The 20,656-nt window shown below is 38.1% G+C and carries 19 protein-coding genes and 1 other annotated feature; of the genes, 14 read left to right on the top strand and 5 right to left on the bottom strand.

Annotated features, from left to right (window positions below):
- Positions 1-11 precede the first annotated feature (11 nt).
- A complete protein-coding gene (locus KHA95_RS06870) occupies positions 12-671 on the top strand; it encodes a potassium channel family protein (RefSeq protein WP_213136736.1) in 660 nt (219 codons plus the stop codon).
- A gap of 52 nt (positions 672-723) precedes the next feature.
- Here KHA95_RS06870 and rnjA read toward each other — a convergent pair whose 3' ends face one another.
- Both rnjA and KHA95_RS06860 read right to left on the bottom strand, forming a co-directional pair.
- Positions 724-2,391: a ribonuclease J1 gene (rnjA, locus tag KHA95_RS06865; RefSeq protein ID WP_213136735.1), complete on the bottom strand. Its 1,668-nt coding sequence runs from the start codon at positions 2,389-2,391 to the stop codon at positions 724-726.
- 2 nt (positions 2,392-2,393) lie between these two features.
- Positions 2,394-2,606 (bottom strand): DNA-dependent RNA polymerase subunit epsilon, encoded by a 213-nt coding sequence (locus KHA95_RS06860; protein WP_213136734.1) that lies wholly within the window; start codon positions 2,604-2,606, stop codon positions 2,394-2,396.
- Positions 2,607-2,975: 369 nt separating this feature from the next.
- On the opposite strand from KHA95_RS06860, the gene KHA95_RS06855 reads away from it, so the two are divergent.
- Positions 2,976-3,773, top strand: a complete 798-nt coding sequence (locus KHA95_RS06855; RefSeq protein ID WP_213136733.1) for a Cof-type HAD-IIB family hydrolase — start codon at positions 2,976-2,978, stop codon at positions 3,771-3,773.
- Positions 3,774-3,821: 48 nt separating this feature from the next.
- Here the strand turns inward: KHA95_RS06855 and def are convergent, their stop codons facing one another.
- On the bottom strand, positions 3,822-4,376 hold the full coding sequence (gene def / locus KHA95_RS06850) for a peptide deformylase (RefSeq protein WP_213136732.1): 555 nt from the start codon (positions 4,374-4,376) through the stop codon (positions 3,822-3,824).
- A gap of 160 nt (positions 4,377-4,536) precedes the next feature.
- Between def and KHA95_RS06845 the strand changes: the two genes are divergently transcribed.
- The 9 genes from KHA95_RS06845 to KHA95_RS06805 all read left to right on the top strand — a co-directional run bounded on the left by KHA95_RS06845 (position 4,537) and on the right by KHA95_RS06805 (position 14,641).
- Positions 4,537-5,187: a YkyA family protein gene (locus tag KHA95_RS06845; protein WP_213136731.1), complete on the top strand. Its 651-nt coding sequence runs from the start codon at positions 4,537-4,539 to the stop codon at positions 5,185-5,187.
- A 417-nt stretch (positions 5,188-5,604) separates the two neighbouring features.
- The gene (pdhA, locus tag KHA95_RS06840) at positions 5,605-6,720 is read left to right on the top strand and encodes a pyruvate dehydrogenase (acetyl-transferring) E1 component subunit alpha (protein WP_213136730.1); all 1,116 of its coding nucleotides are present in this window, start codon (positions 5,605-5,607) and stop codon (positions 6,718-6,720) included.
- Between the two features lie 3 nt (positions 6,721-6,723).
- Entirely contained in the window at positions 6,724-7,701 is a 978-nt protein-coding gene (locus KHA95_RS06835; protein ID WP_213136729.1) for an alpha-ketoacid dehydrogenase subunit beta, read from the top strand.
- 27 nt (positions 7,702-7,728) lie between these two features.
- Positions 7,729-9,015: a dihydrolipoamide acetyltransferase family protein gene (locus KHA95_RS06830; protein ID WP_213136728.1), complete on the top strand. Its 1,287-nt coding sequence runs from the start codon at positions 7,729-7,731 to the stop codon at positions 9,013-9,015.
- A 4-nt stretch (positions 9,016-9,019) separates the two neighbouring features.
- Complete coding sequence (gene lpdA / locus KHA95_RS06825) at positions 9,020-10,429, top strand: dihydrolipoyl dehydrogenase (protein WP_213136727.1); 1,410 nt, start codon at positions 9,020-9,022, stop codon at positions 10,427-10,429.
- Between the two features lie 1,525 nt (positions 10,430-11,954).
- Positions 11,955-12,800 (top strand): polysaccharide deacetylase family protein, encoded by an 846-nt coding sequence (locus KHA95_RS06820; protein ID WP_213136726.1) that lies wholly within the window; start codon positions 11,955-11,957, stop codon positions 12,798-12,800.
- 108 nt (positions 12,801-12,908) lie between these two features.
- The gene (locus tag KHA95_RS06815) at positions 12,909-13,178 is read left to right on the top strand and encodes a UPF0223 family protein (protein ID WP_213136725.1); all 270 of its coding nucleotides are present in this window, start codon (positions 12,909-12,911) and stop codon (positions 13,176-13,178) included.
- A gap of 331 nt (positions 13,179-13,509) precedes the next feature.
- Positions 13,510-13,704 carry a hypothetical protein gene (locus tag KHA95_RS06810; RefSeq protein ID WP_213136724.1) on the top strand — a complete coding sequence of 65 codons (195 nt, stop codon included), beginning with the start codon at positions 13,510-13,512 and terminating at the stop codon, positions 13,702-13,704.
- A 145-nt stretch (positions 13,705-13,849) separates the two neighbouring features.
- Positions 13,850-14,641: an inositol monophosphatase family protein gene (locus KHA95_RS06805; protein WP_213136934.1), complete on the top strand. Its 792-nt coding sequence runs from the start codon at positions 13,850-13,852 to the stop codon at positions 14,639-14,641.
- A gap of 85 nt (positions 14,642-14,726) precedes the next feature.
- Here KHA95_RS06805 and KHA95_RS06800 read toward each other — a convergent pair whose 3' ends face one another.
- Positions 14,727-14,903 carry a DUF5325 family protein gene (locus KHA95_RS06800; protein WP_213136723.1) on the bottom strand — a complete coding sequence of 59 codons (177 nt, stop codon included), beginning with the start codon at positions 14,901-14,903 and terminating at the stop codon, positions 14,727-14,729.
- Between the two features lie 184 nt (positions 14,904-15,087).
- Here KHA95_RS06800 and typA point away from each other — a divergent pair, with 184 nt between their 5' ends.
- Together typA and KHA95_RS06790 are read left to right on the top strand one after the other, a co-directional pair.
- Positions 15,088-16,929 (top strand): translational GTPase TypA, encoded by a 1,842-nt coding sequence (typA, locus tag KHA95_RS06795; RefSeq protein ID WP_213136722.1) that lies wholly within the window; start codon positions 15,088-15,090, stop codon positions 16,927-16,929.
- Between the two features lie 104 nt (positions 16,930-17,033).
- Positions 17,034-17,390 (top strand): YlaH-like family protein, encoded by a 357-nt coding sequence (locus KHA95_RS06790; protein ID WP_213136933.1) that lies wholly within the window; start codon positions 17,034-17,036, stop codon positions 17,388-17,390.
- An 81-nt stretch (positions 17,391-17,471) separates the two neighbouring features.
- Here KHA95_RS06790 and KHA95_RS06785 read toward each other — a convergent pair whose 3' ends face one another.
- The gene (locus tag KHA95_RS06785) at positions 17,472-17,888 is read right to left on the bottom strand and encodes a GNAT family N-acetyltransferase (protein ID WP_213136721.1); all 417 of its coding nucleotides are present in this window, start codon (positions 17,886-17,888) and stop codon (positions 17,472-17,474) included.
- Positions 17,889-18,238: 350 nt separating this feature from the next.
- Positions 18,239-18,481, top strand: a binding site (T-box leader).
- Positions 18,482-18,550: 69 nt separating this feature from the next.
- On the opposite strand from KHA95_RS06785, the gene KHA95_RS06780 reads away from it, so the two are divergent.
- The gene (locus KHA95_RS06780; RefSeq protein ID WP_213136720.1) at positions 18,551-20,254 is read left to right on the top strand and encodes a 2-isopropylmalate synthase; all 1,704 of its coding nucleotides are present in this window, start codon (positions 18,551-18,553) and stop codon (positions 20,252-20,254) included.
- Positions 20,255-20,656: the final 402 nt, after the last annotated feature.

Raw genomic sequence — 20,656 nt, 5'->3', positions numbered from 1 at the left:
GAGGAATAAAATTGAAAAAACAATTTGCAGTTATTGGACTTGGCCGCTTTGGCGGGAGCATTTGCCGAGAGTTAATTGAACATGGAATGGAAGTTCTAGCGATGGATAAAAGCGAGGATCGAGTAAATGAATTTGCAGCGATTGCTACTCACGCAGTTATCGCGGATACAACAGATGAAAATGTATTAAAAAATCTCGGACTCAGAAACTTCGACCATGTAATTGTGGCAATTGGAGAAGACATTCAGTCCAGTATTTTGACCACACTTATGCTAAAAGAAGTAGGCGTTAAACATGTAACGGTAAAAGCTCAAAATGATTATCATGAAAAGGTACTCCGCAAAATTGGTGCTGATCATGTTGTTCATCCAGAGCGGGATATGGGAAAAAGAATTGCTCATTTTATTGTATCAAAGAATGTTTTGGATTATTTAGAGCTGTCCGATGAGTATAGCATTGTGGAAATTATGGCGAATGAATATCTCATTGGCTATTCTCTTGTTGAATTAGACGTACGGGCAAAATATGGCTTAAACATCGTGGCGATTAAACGTGGGCAAGAAATCATCGTTTCTCCTGATCCGGATAGCCCGATTCTAAGAGAAGATATATTGATCGTAATTGGTGCAGATAGTGATATTAATCGATTTGAAAAGAAAGTACTAGAATAACAAAAGCGGAAGGCCAAATAAATGGTGCTTCCGCTTTTCTAACTTAATGAAATCAAACTTCCATAATGATCGGCAAGATCATTGGGCGTCTTTTTGTTTTTTCATAGAGGAAAGGTGTAAGTGTTTCACTAATTTCATTTTTAATTTCGGACCATTGAGTTGTTTTTCGGTCCATGATTTTATTAAGATGAACCGAGATCATTTTTTGCGCTTCTTGAATTAAATCCCCAGATTCCCTCATATACACAAATCCGCGTGAAATAATATCTGGTCCAGCAGCAATTCTATATCGTTCCATATCAATGGAAACAACGACAATAACGAGACCTTCTTCAGATAAGATTCTTCGATCACGTAAAACGATATTCCCGATATCCCCGATTCCGCTACCATCGATATAAACATTGCCAGAGGAAATTTTTCCAGCCACGCTTGCCGAGTCCTCTGTCAAGGCGAGCACTTCACCGTTATCCATAATAAAGCAGTTCTCTTCTGGTACATCGCATTCAACTGCTAACTGAGCATGCATTTTTTGCATACGAAATTCACCGTGAATTGGCATGAAAAATTTTGGTTTCATCAGTCGGAGCATCAGTTTTTGTTCTTGCTGTCCACCATGTCCTGACGTATGGATGTTATTTAAGGAACCAGCGATTACTTCCGCACCAGCCCGGTATAATAAATTAATCGTCCGATTGACGCTAATTGTATTTCCAGGGATTGGAGAAGATGAAAAGACGACTGTATCGCCAGGTTGGATTTGAATTTGGCGATGTGTTCCATTTGCAATTCTAGATAGAGCTGCCATCGGCTCCCCTTGACTGCCCGTACAAAGAATCGTCACCTTATTAGCTGGAAGTCGATTTAATTGCTGAATATTAATAAATGTATCTTTCGGTGCATTAATATAACCAAGCTCTTGACCAATTTCAATCGCTGCATCCATACTGCGGCCGAAGACAGCAATTTTTCTTCCGTTTGCAACCGCGGCATCCGTTACTTGTTGGAGGCGGTGAATATTTGAAGCAAAGGTGGCGAAGATCACTCGACCGTCAACTTTTCGAAAAATATCTTCAATGCTGTCGCCTACGCGTCTTTCTGACATCGTGAAATTTGGAACTTCCGCATTTGTACTATCAGATAAAAGACAAAGGACGCCTTCTTTCCCAATCTCGGCCATTTTCGTTAAGTTGGCTGGTTCTCCAACAGGGGTAAAGTCAAACTTAAAGTCACCAGTATGAACGATATTTCCCGGCGGAGTTTTAATGACAATCCCGTATGAATCAGGGATACTATGTGTTGTTCGGAAGAATGTGACTGATGTTTTTCTAAATTTAATGACGTCATCTTCCTTAATTTCATGGAACTTTGTTTGTCTTAAAAGTCCATGCTCATCTAATTTGTTTTTTAGTAAACCGATTGCTAGTGGTCCCGCATAGATTGGCACATTTATTTGCCGCAACAAATAGGGAACACCACCGATATGATCTTCATGCCCATGAGTAATAAATAGGCCTTTAATCTTATCAGCATTTTTAACGAGATATGAATAATCGGGAATAACATAATCGATTCCTAATAGCTCATCTTCAGGAAATTTAATCCCTGCATCAATCAAAATAATCTCATCTTGAAATTGTACTGCGTATGTGTTTTTTCCGATTTCACCTAATCCGCCCAAGGCAAAAACGGCTGTTTGATTGTTTTTTACAAATTTCATCCTTACTGAATCTCCTGTAATTCAAAGCCTTCAGAGTTTTTTTCGTACTCTAAATATGCGCCTTCTAGCAGTTGTACATATTCGATATTCATTGGGCGGTCTTTTAAAAATTGGCGAACAGCACGAACGCTATCAGCCTTAACAAACAATGTTTTTGTTTCCTCACGAACAGGTACTTCATTTTCTTTCTCTTGATAATATACTTTGTAAATCATATTTCTCTCTCCTTAATTTCATTTCATTTATATAATCATTATTCAATGATAAATACGATATTTAGACGTGAATAAAGAATAAGCCCTCTAATGAAGAGAGGGGCTTGAAGGAAATCAATTGATATTAAGCAATTGTTTTTTTTCTAAGCAAATCTTTCCACTGTTTTAAGAGCTTCTTTCTCAGTCTCTTTAACATTGTGGATCACTCCTTCTACTCATTTTAACCGATTCTTGTCCAAAGTAAAAGTAACTTGGTGTTCAAATCGTCCTTTTATGCAAGTTTTTTCTTTTTATTATATGCTTAAGGAGGAATCTTTATCAGAATGGCTAGAGAAAAATAGTGAGTGAATACGTATAAAGGAGATACACATGAAAAAAATTGTTTTTTTTGACATCGATGGGACGTTGCTTGATCATGAGAAAAATTTACCGGTAGCAGTGAAGGAAGCGGTAAAAACATTACAAAATAACGGAGTCTATACGGCAATCGCAACTGGTAGGGGACCGTTTATGATTACATCGTTGCTAAAAGAATTGGATATAGAGTCATATGTCGCTTTTAACGGATCGTATGTGGTTTTCAACAACGAGGTCATTTATACGAAGCCATTAGCACGTGAATCGCTTGGCCAACTAGCGAAAAAAGCGGAGGACAATGGGCATCCCCTTGTTTTCATGAATGAGCATACATTAAAATCAAATGTTTCATACGATGAAAGAATTTCGCAAAGCTTAAAAAGTTTAAAATTAATTCATCCGGATCATGATCCGAATTTTTATCACAAAGAGGAAATTTATCAAGCGTTACTATTTGCAAAAGAAGGCGAAACGGATTATATAAGTGAATTTGAAGATTCACAGACATTTATCCGTTGGCATGAAACGGCAATGGACATCGTTCCAAAGGGCGGATCAAAAGCAGAAGGGATTAAAAAACTTATCGAGCGTCTTGGCTTTGAAATGGAAAATGTATATGCGTTTGGTGATGGCTTTAACGATGTTGAGATGCTACAAACGGTTGGCATGGGAGTAGCGATGGGAAATGCGCATGAAGCGGTGAAAATGCATGCGGATTACGTGACGACAGATGTCGATGATAATGGAATTGTGAATGGGTTAAAAGCGGTCGGACTTTTGACAGAAGATTTTATGACGATAAAAAAATAAGAAGTTTAACAAAAAAATCCCGGTTCAGTGTGAACTGGGATTTTCATTTTAGCGATCGATCGGAATCGCTCCATCTGGTACGTGAAATGGATCTTTTTCATTAATATAATCATAAAACATTATGCCGTTTAAATGGTCAATCTCATGTTGAAATACAATTGCTGGTAATCCGCGTAAGCGAAGTTTTACTTCATTGCCATCGATGTCAAATGCTTTAATCGTGACTCGAGAATATCTTAAAACATAGCCAGGTACATTTCGATCCACTGATAGACAACCTTCGCCAGAAGTTAAATACGATTTTTCGACAGAGTGGCTAATGATTTTGGGATTGACTAGGGAATAATAATATTGCTTTCCTTTTTCGTCTTCAACGCGAACGGCAAGCATTCGCTTGGAAACATTGATTTGTGGAGCGGCAAGCCCAACTCCTGGACGCAATCCGTATTTTTGGCTAATCTCGGGATCTTGACTATTTTTTAAATATTCTTCCATACTTTTTAATGTTTGAATATCTTCATCAGATAATGGAAGGGCGACTTCTTTTGCTACTTTTTTTAAGACGGGATGCCCTTCCCGAATAATATCTTTCATTAATATCATATTATTATAACCTCCTCGTGCTTCATAAAAATTAGTGTACCAAAGAGAGAAACAAAGTAAAAGTTGTAAAATTAGCGATAAATATCAATTGATGCAGGATGTTGTCAAATGTGATGAACCTCGGTATAGTAAAAGTGGACAATGTAAGGGGGATTTAGTTATGAGAAAAGGAATGGTAAGTCTACTTTTGATATCCATCGCAATCATCTTTTCTGGATGTGTTTCGGCTGAAGAAACAATTTACCAATCATTAGAAGGAGTGGTTAAGAAAGAAAAGGATTTCGAAGACCAACAAGCACCTCTTGCCAAGCTTGAAGCAGCTGAAAAAAACTTGTTCGATGAAATCATGGCTTTAGGGATGAAAGAATTTAATCAAATTACGCAAAAAGCGGATGAGGCATTAAAGAATCTTGATGAGCGTGAAGAATTAATGAAAAAAGAGAAAGAAGCTCTTGACGCGGCAAAACAAGAATTTAATACCGTTGTGAAAGAAATGGATAAGATAAAGGGTGACAAATTACAAAAACAGGCAAAAGAGCTACAAACGTTGATGGAGAACAGATACGAAAGCTACGATAAAATATTCACGGCATACAATCAGGGGCTTGAGGAAGATCGAAAAATCTATCAATTATTGAAAAATGAAGATTTGAAATTGGAAGAGCTAGAAGAACAAATACAATTAGTAAACGATACATTTGCAACAGTAATGGAAGCGAATGATGAATTTAATGAACAAACGGAAATATTTAATGAAGCAAAGTTGAATTTTTATAAAGCGGCTGGGATAAATGTCGAGGCAACAAAATAAGCAACGAGCGTAATGTTTCTTGTTTGTAAGTTTGAGTAAATCTACTCTATAACAGATGGGGAATTGTGTGTAAATTATAAAACAGTATAATTACGATTAGTGATACAGTTTGAAAATGAAGGTAAATTTCTAAAAATTATTAATTTAGGTTTTTAAGCATATCCATTGACGTGCAAACTTGTTTCATGTAATCTTGATTCGTGAGTGAAAAAAACATTGTGTTATATTTGCGGAAAGAAACAGTAGTACAGTTTCTTTTTTTATAAAAGGAATGATTTACTGTTTTTCTTTAAGTGAATTGTGGAAAACCTATATTAGTATGGGATTTGCACTGTCAGCAATTATTAACAGAAATTGGTACAGAACAAATCCATGTCCATCATCAAATAAATGAAATAGAAAGGATAGGTGGCTTCAATGGCTTCTAAAACAAAGAAGGCACAGTTTGATGCGGTTAAAACGCTCGAAACTATTGAAAGTAAGTTTGAAATGGTTCAGATTTTGAATGAAAAAGGGGAAATTGTTAAAGACGCTACTGTTCCTGATATGACAGACGAGCAACTAGAAGAATTAATGCGTCGGATGGTATATACGAGAATTCTGGATCAACGCAGCATCTCTCTTAACCGTCAAGGACGTTTAGGTTTCTATGCTCCGACTGCTGGTCAGGAAGCATCACAAGTCGCTTCTCACTTCGCACTTGAAAAAGAAGACTTCATTCTTCCGGGATACCGTGATGTTCCGCAAATTGTTTGGCACGGACTACCACTTTATCAAGCATTTTTATGGTCGCGTGGACATTTCATGGGTATGCAAGTACCTGAAGGCGTGAATGTTCTTCCACCACAGATCATTATCGGTGCTCAAATTATTCAAGCAACTGGAGTAGCGCTAGGCTTTAAAAAGCGCAATCAAAAAGCAGTCGCAATTACATATACAGGCGACGGCGGATCTTCACAAGGTGACTTCTACGAAGGAATTAACTTTGCTGGTGCATATGGCGCGCCTGCAATCTTTATTGTGCAAAACAACCAGTTTGCGATTTCAACACCACGTGAGCTACAAACGGCTGGTAAAACGATCGCACAAAAAGCGGTTGCTGCTGGTATTCCAGGCGTGTTAGTAGACGGAATGGATCCACTTGCTGTTTATGCAGCAGTAAAAGAAGCTCGTGAACGTGCAATTAATGGTGGTGGTCCAACATTAATTGAAACAATGTGCTATCGCTACGGGCCGCATACTATGGCTGGTGACGATCCAACTCGTTACCGTACATCTGACGAAGATAGCGAGTGGGAAAAGAAAGATCCACTTGTTCGTTTCCGCACGTACCTAGAAGGTAAAGGAATTTGGAACGAAGAAAAAGAGAATGCTGTAATCGAGCAAGCGAAAGAAGATATTAAAGAGGCAATTAAACAAGCTGATGCAGCACCTAAGCAAAAAGTTACGGACTTAATTTCAAATATGTTTGAACAATTACCACATAATTTAGAAGAACAATATGAAATTTATAAAGAGAAGGAGTCGAAGTAAGCCATGGCGCAAATGACTATGATTCAAGCTATCACGGATGCGCTTCGTACGGAATTGCGCAATGATGAAAATGTTCTAGTTTTCGGTGAGGACGTAGGGGTAAACGGCGGTGTTTTCCGCGCGACTGAAGGTTTGCAAAAAGAATTTGGTGAGGATCGTGTATTTGATACTCCACTTGCAGAATCTGGAATCGGGGGTCTTGCGATCGGATTATCGACTCAAGGTTTCCGTCCTGTACCAGAAATTCAGTTCTTTGGATTCGTATATGAAGTGATTGACTCGATCAGTGGACAAGCGGCACGTTGGAGATACCGTACGGGTAACACATTTAATGCTCCAATTACGATTCGTTCACCATTTGGTGGCGGAGTATTTACTCCAGAAATGCATGCGGACAGCTTAGAAGGATTAATGGCACAGCAACCAGGATTAAAAGTTGTTATTCCTTCAACACCATATGATGCAAAAGGATTATTAATTTCAGCAATCAGAGACAATGACCCAGTTATTTTCTTAGAGCATATGAAATTATATCGTTCTTTCCGTCAAGAGGTTCCTGAGGAAGAATACACAATTCCATTAGGAAAAGCAGACGTAAAGCGTGAAGGAACAGATTTAACAATCGTAACGTACGGTGCGATGGTTCATGATTCAATCAAAGCAGCTGAAGAGCTTGAAAAAGAAGGACATTCTGTTGAAGTTATTGACCTTCGTACAGTAAGCCCACTTGATATCGAGACGATTATCGCATCTGTTGAAAAAACAAATCGTGCGATTGTTGTTCAAGAAGCACAAAAACAAGCTGGTATTGCAGCGAACGTAGTAGCGGAAATTAATGATCGTGCTATTTTAAGCTTGGAAGCGCCAGTATTGCGTGTAGCTGCGCCTGACACAGTATATCCATTTGCTCAAGCAGAGCCAGTTTGGTTACCAAACCATAAGGATATTGTTGAAACAGCGAAAAAAGTACTCGAATTTTAATATTGTTATCTAGGAGGTTGAACAACATTGTCATTTCAATTTAAAATGCCAGATATCGGTGAAGGAATCCACGAAGGTGATATCGTTAAGTGGTTTATAAAACCGGGAGATAAAATCGAAGAGGACGATACACTTTGTGAAGTACAAAACGATAAAGCAGTTGTAGAGCTACCATCTCCAGTAGCAGGTACGGTTTTAGAGGTGCATGTGGAGGAAGGTACAACAGCTGTTGTTGGTGATGTACTCATTACATTTGATGCTCCAGGATATGAGCATTTACAATCAGCTGATGATCAAGAAGAAGCAGCTCCGGCGGCAGAAGCACCTGCACCTGCAGAAGAAGCGCCAGCAGCACCAGCAGCAGAGCAAGCAGCAGAAGTTGATTCGAATCAACTTGTTATTGCGATGCCTTCTGTTAGAAAATATGCACGTGAAAAAGGCGTGAATATTCGCAGTGTATCAGGTTCAGGAAAGAATGGCCGTATTTTGAAAACGGATATCGATGCATTCTTAAGCGGTGGACAGCCTGCTCAATCGGAAGAAACGGTTCAAGCTGCATCAGAAGAAAAAGTTGAGCAACAAGCAAAAGCACCAGTTATTCCTGAAGGGGAATATCCAGAAACACGTGAAAAAATGAGTGGAATTCGTAAAGCAATTGCGAAAGCGATGGTTAATTCGAAACATACGGCTCCACATGTTACACTTATGGATGAGGTGGAAGTGTCTGCACTCGTTGCCCATCGTAAGAAGTTCAAAGAAATTGCAGCGGAAAAGGATATTAAACTTACATTCCTTCCGTATATTGTGAAGGCACTTGTGAGCGCATTGCGTGAATATCCGATTCTTAACACATCTATTGATGATGCAACGGACGAAATCGTTCAAAAACATTATTACAACATCGGAATTGCCGCTGATACTGAAAAAGGCTTATTAGTCCCAGTTGTAAAACGTGCGGATACAAAATCTGTATTTGCTATTTCTCAAGAAATTAATGAACTTGGTGCAAAAGCTCGTAGTGGCAAGCTCTCACCAAACGAAATGAAAGGTGCTTCATGTACAATTTCAAATATTGGTTCAGCTGGTGGCCAGTGGTTTACTCCAGTTATTAATCACCCTGAAGTGGCGATTTTAGGTGTTGGCCGTATTGCCGAAAAACCAGTTGTGAAAAATGGTGAAATTGTTGCTGCACCAGTATTAGCATTATCATTGAGCTTTGATCACCGTGCAATTGACGGTGCAAGCGCACAAATGGCACTTAACCAAATCAAGCGTTTGTTAAACGACCCTGAACTTTTATTAATGGAGGCGTAAAACAATGGTAGTAGGAGATTTTGCAATTGAAACAGATACAATTGTCATCGGTGCTGGCCCTGGAGGATATGTAGCTGCTATTCGTGCAGCTCAGCTCGGCCAAAAAGTTACAATCGTTGAAAAAGGCAATGTTGGCGGTGTTTGCTTAAACGTAGGCTGCATTCCTTCTAAAGCATTAATTTCTGCATCACAACGTTATGTATCAGCTCAAGAATCTAATGAAATTGGTGTTACAGCTGAGAATGTAACAGTTGATTTTTCGAAAGTTCAGGCGTGGAAAGGGAAAGTTGTTCAACAACTGACTGGCGGTGTAGCAGGCCTTCTTAAAGGAAATAAAGTGGATATTGTTAGTGGTGAAGCATATTTCGTTGATGCAAATAGCCTTAGAGTAATCAACGAAGATTCAGCACAAACATATACGTTTAAACATGCGATCATTGCTACTGGATCACGTCCAATTGAGCTTCCAACGTTCAAGTATACAAAACGTGTTATTGATTCAACAGGTGCATTGAACTTGGAAGAAATTCCAGGAAAACTTGTTGTTATTGGTGGCGGCTATGTTGGTACTGAATTAGGTACAGCTTATGCAAATCTTGGATCTGAAGTAACAATTCTAGAAGGCGCGGATGATATTTTAAGCGGCTTTGAAAAACAAATGACTTCTTTAGTTACACGTAACTTGAAAAAGAAAAATGTTAACATTGTTACAAAAGCATTAGCTAAAGGCGTTCAAGAAACAGACAACAGTGTTGTTGTCACATATGAGTCAAAAGGCGAAGAAAAAACAATCGAAGCAGACTACGTATTAGTGACAGTTGGGCGTAAACCAAACACTGATGAAATTGGTCTTGAGCAAGTTGGCATTAAAATGACTGACCGTGGTGTCATTGAAATTGATAAGCAATGCAGAACAAGTGTAAGCAACATTTTTGCTATCGGTGACATCGTTCCAGGACCACCATTAGCACATAAAGCTTCATATGAAGGAAAAATTGCTGCAGAAGTTATTGCTGGTCAAACTTCTGAGATTGATTATCTTGGTATTCCTGCGGTTGTATTCTCTGAACCGGAATTAGCTACTGTTGGTTATACAGAAGCACAAGCGAAAGAGGATGGCTTGGACATCGTTGCAGCGAAATTCCCATTCGCAGCAAACGGCCGCGCACTTTCATTAAACAACACAGATGGATTTGTGAAACTCGTTACGCGCAAAGAAGATGGCCTCGTGATCGGAGCTCAAATTGCGGGTGAAAGTGCATCAGATATGATCTCTGAGCTAAGTCTTGCGATTGAAGCAGGCATGACAGCTGAAGACATTGCAATGACGATTCATGCACATCCAACACTTGGAGAAATTACGATGGAAGCTGCAGAAGTTGCACTTGGAACACCAATCCATATCATTAAATAATGATTTGAATGAAGCTGACTCACAATATAGTGAGTCAGCTTTTCTTATTAGGAAAGAAGGCATAGCTTTTTTTATGAGATTATCACCAACATTGTCGATGGGCATTTTCTAATGGCCAGTAAGTCATTCAAAACCGCAAACTATGTCTAATAGGCGCCTCCTAATGGCCAGTAAGTCATTCAAAATCACGAACACTGTCCAATATACGCCTCCTAATAGCCAGTTAACCATTCAAAACCATGAACTGTGTCCAATAGGCGCTTCCTAATAGCCAGTTAACCATTCAAAACCATGAACTGTGTCCAATAGGCGCCTTCTAATAGCCAGTTAACCATTCAAAATCATGAACTATGTCCAATAGGTGCCTCCTAATAGCCAGTTAGCCATTCAAAACGACGAACTCTGTCCAATAGGCGCCTCTTAACAGCCAGTTAACCATTCAAAATCGCGAACACTGTCCAATAGGCGCCTTCTAATAGCCAGTTAGCCATTCAAAACGACGAACTCTGTCCAATAGGCGCTTCCTAATAGCCAGTTAACCATTCAAAACGACGAACTGTGTCCAATAGGCGCCTCCTAATGGCCAGTAAGTCATTCAAAATCACGAACACTGTCCAATATACGCCTCCTAATAGCCAGTAAGTCATTCAAAACCTCCGCTCATGTCCAATAGGCGCCTTCTAATAGCCAGTTAACCATTCAAAATCATGAACTCTGTCCAATAGGCGCCTCCTAATAGCCAGTAAGTCATTCAAAACGACGAACTGTGTCCAATAGGCGCCTCCTAATAGCCAGTTAACCATTCAAAATCATGAACTATGTCTAATAGACGCCTCCTAATAGCCAGTTAACCATTCAAAACCATGAACTGTGTCCAATAGGCGCTTCCTAATAGCCAGTTAACCATTCAAAACCATGAACTGTGTCCAATAGGCGCCTTCTAATAGCCAGTTAACCATTCAAAATCATGAACTATGTCCAATAGGTGCCTCCTAATAGCCAGTTAACCATTCAAAACCGTGAACTATGTCCAATAGGCGCCTCTTAACAGCCAGTTAACCATTCAAAACCTCCGCTCATGTCCAATAGCTGTTTCCAATCTTCAAGAGGTAGAAAAAGGCCGGGCATGACTTTTGCCCGGATTTTCTTATAAAGAGGTTTAAGATGGCAAATGACGTGCATATATAATAAGAAGGGACATACTTAAGAGCAGGTGATGCGCGTGCGGATGAAAAAATATATTACTTTACTATTGCAATGGATTATTTGGAGTGGTTTCACCATCGTAGAATGGTTATCTGGTAAAGATCGTCTCTTTGCCAATGTATTGTTATTTCTCGTTTTTTTCTATTTATCTTTCTTGGTAGCAAGAATGATGATAAAATCAAACAAGGTATCTTTTTTTATCACGCTTTTGAGTGTCTTGACGTATGGAATGTTGCATACCATCCTTCAAATGACCGTCTCAAAGACGATTCTATAATAAATTGTTTTTAAGTTTTATAGAAAAAGAGAGGAGATTATCATGAAAAAGTGGATCATGCCGCTCGCAGTTATTTTTCTTTTAGCGGCTTGTGCAAATCAGACAGCAACGGATAATCAAAGTGAACAACAAAAAGAACAGCAAAATGTGAGCAGTGAAGCCAATGAACAGGAACAAGAAGTGGAATCAAATGAAAAAGAAGAAACGGAAGTAGAAAATAATGAGACAGGTGAGGAAGAAAAGATCGAAGCTCAATATCGCATGAATGAAAAAACATATCGATTCGAACCGATTGCAGATGCTAATTCAAAAGTTGCTCTTTTAACTATTGATGATGCACCTGATACATATGCACTTGAAATGGCAAAAACATTAAAAGCTTTAGACGCACCTGCGATCTTTTTTGTTAATGGTCATTTCTTGCAAGGGGAAGAAAAAGAAGAGATATTAAAGCAAATTCACGAGCTTGGCTTTCCGATTGGGAATCATACATATTCACACAAAGATTTAAAGACGCTCACAGTGGAAGAACAAAGAGAAGAAATTATTTCAGTGAATGATAGAGTAGAAGAAATTATTGGTGAGCGCCCGATCTTTTTTAGAGCGCCATTTGGCAGTAATACGGATGAAAGCAGACAAATTGCACTAGAGGAAAAAATGCTATTGATGAATTGGACATACGGTTACGATTGGGAAAAACAATATATGGACAAAGATGCAATTGCTGAGATTATGGTAAACGCACCTGAATTAAACGATGGGGCCAATTTATTAATGCATGATCGAAAATGGACAAGCGAAGGGCTAGAACAAATTGTAAAAGGCTTGAGGGAAAAAGGTTATGATTTACTTGATCCGAAGTTAATTGAAACTCCAGTACAGGAGTAATTGTCGAGGCAAATCTTTTTCTAAAGAGATTTGCCATATTTTTTGTATAAGTAGATAAAAATATCAAATGAACATGAAATGACACAAATGAGAGGGGAAGACGGAAAAATGGATTATCAATATCCGATTTCACATGATTGGACGACCGAGGAAGTCATATCAGTTATTAACTTTTATGAGGCAATTGAACGCGTATACGAAAAAGGAGTACAAAAATCTGAATTGCTCGCAGCCTATCGTAAATTTAAAGAGGTTGTTCCAGGGAAAGCCGATGAAAAAAAACTCGGTGATCAATTTGAAAAAGTAAGTGGCTATTCTCTTTATCAAGCGATTAAAAAGATGAAAAATACGCAAGAAGATACGATGATTAAGCTATAAATCGGATTAAGATAAGGTTCAATTACTGTAACTGACGCTTCGCTTTCGGTGGATGGAAGGATTTTCAAAGGAGCCTTTCTAGTTTAACCCAATTACACGAAGACGTAATTGATATAAAGCAAAACGTTTATAAAATTCTCTAAAAGGGTATTTATAAACAAAAGCACTTATTTTTTTAAAAATAACATCAGTATGGATGATTGGTATTAACGACCCTTCATTCATAGGTAAACACACAATTTTGTTACAGGATAATCCTGCTAACATACAATATAATAAGCGATAAACGAAAGGATTCCGTGAACATTAATTTCGGAAGGGGTGTTTCACTGTGAAACAAGTAATGAATACGTATCGCAAAAAAAATCAAGATAGACAACGATTAGCTGTTCTTCAATTAGAATTAAATTATGAATTAGCCGTCTTATTCGACGCTCTCCAAGACGGAAATGAAGAAATGAAGTTGAAATCTAAACAAAAACTAGAAAAAATCCGTGAAGAGTTAATCAAATTAGATGCATTATAAAAGCATATGTATCATCGATTAAAACGAACTTCCCGTAAAAACATCGGAAAGTTCGTTTTTTACTTGTGAAAAGTCCCTACGCTTGAAAAAAGTCAGTATATTCTCTAAGCTAAAGTTAACGAAGTTTGGAGGAATGGATATGGATATGACAAGTTGGACAAAGGTGGATTCATTGACGAAAGAATGGCTACGAGAAGCGGGGGCAACGATCATCGCTTCATTTTCAACAACGTTAAATATTCAGACGAAAGCGAATGCGAATGACCTTGTAACCAATTTAGATAAGGAAACGGAACAATTTTTCACTGAAAAAATAAAAAAGAACTTTCCAGAGCATCGTATTTTAGGAGAAGAAGGCTTCGGAGATGAAGTAAAAGATTTGCAAGGGATCGTCTGGATCATTGATCCGATTGATGGAACGATGAATTTTGTTCACCAACAAAGAAATTTTTTCATTTCAATCGGCATTTATGAAAACGGTGTAGGCAAGCTCGGTTATTTATATGATGTAGTTCATGGCGAGCTTTATTATGCACAAGCAGGTGAAGGTGCATATTGGGATAAGAAAAAACTCCCACCGCTTACAGATGGCAAAATAGAAGAAGCGGTCATCGGTCTTAGTGCAACATGGCTTGCATCGAATCGCCATCTTGATGTTGAAAAAACGTTGATCCCGCTCGTTAACGATGTGCGCAGTACACGATCATACGGATCGGCCGCATTAGAGTTTGCTTACGTTGCTACTGGCCGTCTTGATTCATACATTAATATGCGTTTAGCCCCATGGGATTTCGCCGGCGGAAAAATAATTGTCGAAGAGCTTGGAGGAGTCGTTACAAATCTAAAGGGTGAACCGGTCAATCTACTAGAAACAGGTCCAGTCATCATCGCTAGACCAGGTTTGCATGAAAAAATTATGAATTATATTAAAAAATAATTCAAGCCGAAAAAAGTCCTTCAATATGCAATAGAAGGACTTTTCTCATTATGTATATCTGTTTAAAGAAAATCTCCGCTTGCTATTAATTTTTTTTGTCATCGACTTTTTTCTTCGATTTAAAACCGATTATCATAATAATGATAAAAACAATAAAGGAGATTAACATCCCGATCGGACTTCGCTCCCCAAGAAAAATCCCAATCGCAATAATCGAAAACGCGCCTAAAATCGCTAAAATAAGTGCATTCCACTGAATCAATTCATTCGCCTCCTTTGCTCTGTCTATTGTACAAAAAAAATTACAGATTTTCTATCGGATATGGTATAATAATTCAGTTAATCATATTAACAGGTAGCTGTCGATTTAAAAAGTCGAGTATTACGCTAAGGTTGTACGAAACGACAACTAATGCTTTTGCTTTTCTAACTTAGGAGGAACAACTTTGAAAAAAAGAGAAGATATACGAAATATTGCTATTATTGCTCACGTTGATCATGGGAAAACAACATTGGTTGATCAGTTATTAAAACAATCGGGAATTTTCCGTTCCAATGAACAAGTTGCGGAACGTGCCATGGATTCGGGTGACATCGAAAGGGAAAGAGGAATTACAATCCTTGCGAAAAACACCGCGATTCAATACAAAGATACAAAAATTAATATTTTAGATACACCTGGTCACGCCGATTTTGGCGGTGAGGTAGAGCGAATTTTAACGATGGTTGACGGAGTGGTACTCGTTGTCGACGCATATGAAGGCTGTATGCCACAAACGCGCTTTGTTTTGAAAAAGGCGCTAGAGCAAGATTTAACACCGATCGTTGTCGTTAATAAAATTGACCGTGATTTTGCACGTCCAGAAGAAGTGGTTGATGAAGTGCTCGAGCTATTCATTGAACTTGATGCCAATGATGAGCAATTGGAGTTTCCCGTTATTTATGCTTCTGGTATTAATGGGACTGCAAGTGATAATACAGAACAACAAGATGAAAATATGGAAGTGCTATATGAAGCCATTTTGAAACATATTCCAGCGCCAATTGACAATCGTGATGAGCCGCTTCAATTTCAAATCTCATTGCTTGATTATAACGACTATGTTGGGCGAATTGGGATTGGAAGAGTGTATCGTGGAACGATAAAAGTTGGCCAACAAGTCGCTGTTTTAAAACAAGATGGCGGTGTAAAGCAGTTTAGAGTAACAAAATTATCGGGTTTCCTCGGACTGAAGCGAGTGGAAATCGAAGAAGCATTTGCTGGAGATTTAATTTCGGTTTCTGGAATGGAAGATATCGATGTGGGTGATACGATTTGTCCAGTTGATCATCAAGAAGCTTTACCAGAATTACGTGTCGATGAACCGACATTACAAATGACGTTCCTTGTGAATAACAGTCCGTTTGCAGGAAGGGAAGGAACGTACATTACTTCTAGAAAGATCGAGGAGCGCTTGAAAAGCCAATTGGAAACAGATGTAAGCTTACGAGTAGAAGATACGGAATCTCCAGACGCATGGATTGTTTCTGGCCGTGGGGAGCTGCATTTGTCCATCCTTATCGAAAATATGCGCCGTGAAGGCTATGAGCTACAAGTGTCTAAGCCGCAAGTCATCGTAAGAGAGATTGACGGTGTTCGCTGTGAACCGATCGAGCGTGTGCAAATTGATATCCCAGAAGAGCATACAGGCGGTGTAATTGAATCGCTTGGTTCACGCAAAGGTGAAATGCTTGACATGATTAATAATGGGAATGGGCAAGTCCGGCTTATTTTTAATGTACCAGCACGTGGTTTAATTGGCTATACAACTGAATTTATGACGTTGACAAGAGGCTATGGGATATTAAATCATACGTTTGACAGCTACCAACCAATGCAGTCAGGGAAAGTAGGCGGCAGAAGACAAGGTGTTATCGTTTCAATGGAAACAGGAAAATCAACAACGTATGGAATTATGCATGTAGAAGACCGAGGAACGATTTTTGTTGAACCTGGAACAGAAATTTACGAAGGTATGATCGTAGGCGAGCACACTCGTGAGAATGATATTACCGTCAATATTACGAAGGTGAAACATGCAACGAATGTTCGTTCAGCAACGAAAGATCAAACGACTGTCATTAAAAAGCCTAGAATTATGTCGCTAGAGGAAGCTTTGGAATATTTAAATGATGATGAGTATTGTGAAGTTACTCCACAATCGATTCGACTACGCAAAAAAGTCTTAGATAAAAATGAGCGGGAAAGAGTCGCCAAAAAGAAAAAGTTCGCAGAAATGGAACAATAAAACGCGTCCTTTCGCATAAAAATATGATATGCTAAAATCGGTCCTTGTATAAGGGCCGATTTTTTATGGAACTGAGAATTGAAAAAGGGGGCAGAAAGAAAACGATGGGCAATCTTTTTTTCGTTTTAGCGCTCACACAGGCAGACCAAAGAGCAATTGAAAGATTTTCTCCAACATTAAAGTTTTTTTATACTGTGACGAATAATAATCCGGTCTTATCTAATTGGTTATTATGGATAACAATCATGGGATTAGCAATCCTAGTATATAAATTAGGGTTTGCCAAAAAGCTTCCATTATTAAAATCAGCCGTTATCTATTTATTTTTATGCGTGGGCTGCTTGTTCTTTACGTTTTTAGCGATATTTTTACCAATTGCTGAAGGCTTAATGGTCGCTTCCTTAATTTTAATCATTTATAAAATCCGTTTGAATCGCGAGAAAAAAGCGGGAAATATTTGATCAAGGGCAAGTATAGAAAAATCGGCGGAAATGCCGATTTTTTTTCGTTAAAGCTGACGAAAATATCGAAGTGATTTTAATTTAATAATTGCTTAAATTTCCCGATTGCATTTTATAATTTCTTGTGCACATTCCATTTGATCTAAACATACCAAATTTTTCATAATAAGGAACTAAACTATCATCACAACATAAATCAATCATATAGATATCATCAAGTTCTTTTAACATACGTTTTACTAATTCCTTGCCAATGCCTTTATTTTTATACTCTGGCAACACTTCAAGGAACGGGATGTAGGCTGTCAGGACACCATCACTAATAGCTGTGATGAATCCAACAACCTGATCTGTATGTTCATCTAATGCAATGACAACTGCGCTGCTGTTTTTTAACAATTTTAAGTGAGTTGGCGGATCGGGAGGATTAGGCCAATCCACGAAAAATCCTTCCAACATATTAGCTGAAATACCGTTAAGGCAACTTTTGTATATCATTATATATATCAACTCCTAAACTTTTTATAAATTATTAGGCGGGCGATATATCAAAAGTATAATAACAAAATAGTAACCTCCGATTAAAATATTCGTTTATTTTAGTAAAAATACTCCACACATCTTAACTTATTTAGATTGCCCCGACCATGTCGCTCTAGATATCAAGCCTTGAAGTCCGGATGCCATCTAAAAAACTAAGATTAATAATATTTGCTGGATTATCTCAACTGACTAACTTATGATTCTGTTTTTTAAAAGCAACTTGCAAATTAATGTACTATTTATTTTTAATGTTTATATATTGACAATTCGCGCTTATCTATATATCATCATATTTAATTAAATAATTATTTGCAACGATTGGAAATAGTAAAAGGATTTATTAACTTCTTAGAGAGCCGATGGATGGTGAAAATCGGTAGTTACTGCCTTTGAACTCATCCATAAGCTACTCCCTGAACATATCAGTAGGGGATGTCGGTTTTCTACCGTTATGAAGATAGGTGGTGATTGCCACCGAAAATGAGTGGATTAATATGATAATCATTAATCAATTAGAGTGGTACCGCGAGCAATGCCTCGTCTCTATATTTTTTATAGAGACGAGGCTTTTTTATTTTTCATAAATGAATCATTAAAAAATGAAGGTGGGAGTCAAGATGAAATATAGCGAAAAATATACGAGAGGTTACTTTATGCCTCCAGTGCAAAGCTTGAAGTGGACAGAAAAGGAATATATAAAGGAAGCACCCACATGGTGTAGTGTGGATCTTCGAGACGGAAATCAAGCATTGATCGTTCCGATGAATTTGGAGGAGAAGTTAGAGTATTTTCAATTACTTTTGCAAGTTGGGTTTAAGGAAATTGAAGTGGGATTTCCTGCTGCATCGGAAACCGAATACGCCTTTTTGCGCACATTAATTGAGGAAAATTTAATTCCAGATGATGTGACCATTCAAGTGTTAACGCAGTCAAGAGAGCATATTATTAAAAAAACATTTGAAGCGTTACAAGGTGCGAATAAAGCTGTGGTCCATTTGTACAATTCCACATCTGTGGCACAGCGTGAGCAAGTATTTAGAAAATCGAAGGAAGAAATTATTGATATTGCTGTAACCGGAGCGAAGATGCTGAAAAAATATGCTGCTGAAACGGAAGGGAATTTCCAATTTCAATATTCACCGGAAAGCTTTACTGGGACAGAAGTGGAGTTTTCGCTTGATATATGTAATAGGGTACTTGATATTTGGCAACCGACAGCCGATAACAAAGTCATTATCAACCTGCCAGCTACGGTATCGATGTCTATGCCTCACGTTTACGCAAGTCAAATTGAGTATATGAGTGACCACTTGAGCTATCGGGATCATGTAATTCTATCAGTCCATCCACATAATGATCGAGGAACGGGTGTAGCAGACGCAGAGCTAGGGATGCTTGCAGGAGCACAGAGAGTGGAAGGAACATTGTTTGGAAATGGTGAGAGAACGGGGAACGTAGATATCGTAACCCTTGCATTAAACATGTTTTCACATGGGGTAGATCCAAAATTACATTTTGAAGAAATTCCAAGCATTATTTCTAAATATGAAAAATTAACAAGGATGAGGGTTCACGAAAGACAGCCTTATGCTGGTGAACTTGTATTTACGGCATTTTCAGGCTCCCATCAAGATGCGATTGCCAAAGGGATGAAATGGCGTGAGGAAGAAGAACGCCAGCATTGGACGGTTCCTTATTTATTAATTGATCCGATGGATATCGGAAGAGAATACGAAGGAGATATCATCCGGATTAATAGCCAATCCGGTAAAGGCGGAATCGGCTATATTCTTCAGCAATCGTATGGAATTGATCTTCCAATCGGAATGCGTGAGAGTTTTGGCTATCATGTGAAAAGTGTTTCAGATCATAAGCACAAGGAATTGATGCCGGATGAAATTTATGATATTTTTATCGGTGAATACGTGAATATCCATACGCCGATTGAATTTATTCGATTTAAACATACGCAAAATGGTCATTACGAGACATCGGTATCAATTCGAATGAATAATGAAGAACATGAATGCATGGGAATAGGAAATGGAAGACTTGATGCCATTAGCAATGCTGTTCAAGCTAAATTAGGTATCGATTATACAGATTTAGTCTATAAAGAACATGCGCTAGAAATAGGATCAAAATCAAAAGCGGTATCTTATGTAGGAATTAGAGCAAACAACGGTATTGTATTTTGGGGCTGCGGAATTGACACCGATATTATGACATCTTCAGTTAAAGCATTATTTAGCGCGATAAATAAAATGGTTGTTAGCTTACAACTTCTAATTAAAAAAGAATATAGCCATTCAATTAAATAATATATTGAAGTAGATAAAAAACTGTTTTTCTTCAGTTATTGGGGCGACTGTTCAATAAGAACCGTCGCTTTTTTGCTAACTAGTAGTTACTTTCACATTTTAATCATGGACAAAATTAATGGAGATGGCTGGTGTTAAGTTAGTTTTGAGAGGAGGATATAGTTGGAAAAAATGGAGCTTTATAGTACCAGTGATCATTGTAACTCTGTTTATATTTTTCATAATTGGTTACCGATTTTCCGCTTTGAGTGCTGCCAAAAGTAATGCATATCTTTCAAAAGATGCGGAGTTGATTGAATAATTTGAGACAAGTTCATTCGTTATTTTTTTATTTAAGAGCGAGGAAGATAAGATTTACCAGACAGTATTATCTAAAAAGTCTGGTCCGCTTTTTCGCAGTAG

This window comes from Bacillus sp. FJAT-50079 (assembly GCF_018343515.1).
Classification (GTDB): Bacteria; Bacillota; Bacilli; order Bacillales; family Bacillaceae_C; genus Lederbergia.
The sequence above is the reverse complement of the archived record's forward strand: the minus strand, read 5'-3'. Positions and strand labels throughout refer to the sequence as shown.